The 519-nt window shown below is 52.6% G+C and carries 1 protein-coding gene; it reads left to right on the forward strand.

Annotation, left to right across the window (positions count from 1 at the left end):
• A partial coding sequence (trbC, locus tag C9J12_RS30430) for a type-F conjugative transfer system pilin assembly protein TrbC (protein WP_107247144.1) occupies positions 1-518 on the forward strand: 518 nt, incomplete at its 5' end.
• Between the last annotated feature and the right edge of the window lies 1 nt (position 519).

Genomic DNA, 519 nt, shown 5'->3' on the forward strand with positions numbered 1-519 from the left:
CGCTGTGGCAAAACGCCAAAGAATTTGAAACTGAGATGCGGGCGACCCAACACGACGCCCTGTCCCCCATATTGAAACAGGCCGATATCGGGGACAACCCCAACAGTGCCGCAAAAGGCGTGATTGTTTTTGCTTCTCTGACCATGCCACCGACTGCCTTAAAGCAATTGATGATACAAAGCAGTGATTTACAAGTACCGATCATTATTCGAGGGGTATTACCCCAAGGGTTCCCCGCCACCGTGGCCGCCATTCAATCGCTGATCCACAGCGAAGACGATGAGGTCATCAACAGCGGCATGGCCATCAATCCGTTGTGGTTCAAGCAACTGGGGATCCAACGTGTCCCCGCGTTTGCCGTGATAAAACCCGGTGCTTGCCTGCCCAAACAACCCTGCCAAGACAGCGACTTTGATGTGCTGGTCGGCAACGTTTCATTGTATGACGCACTGGCAACCCTCGCCCGCGACGGTGATGTCCCTAATATTGCCCAACAGGTACTTTCAAGGAGAAAATAAT

It is taken from the genome of Photobacterium frigidiphilum, from assembly GCF_003025615.1.
Lineage (GTDB): Bacteria > Pseudomonadota > Gammaproteobacteria > Enterobacterales > Vibrionaceae > Photobacterium > Photobacterium frigidiphilum.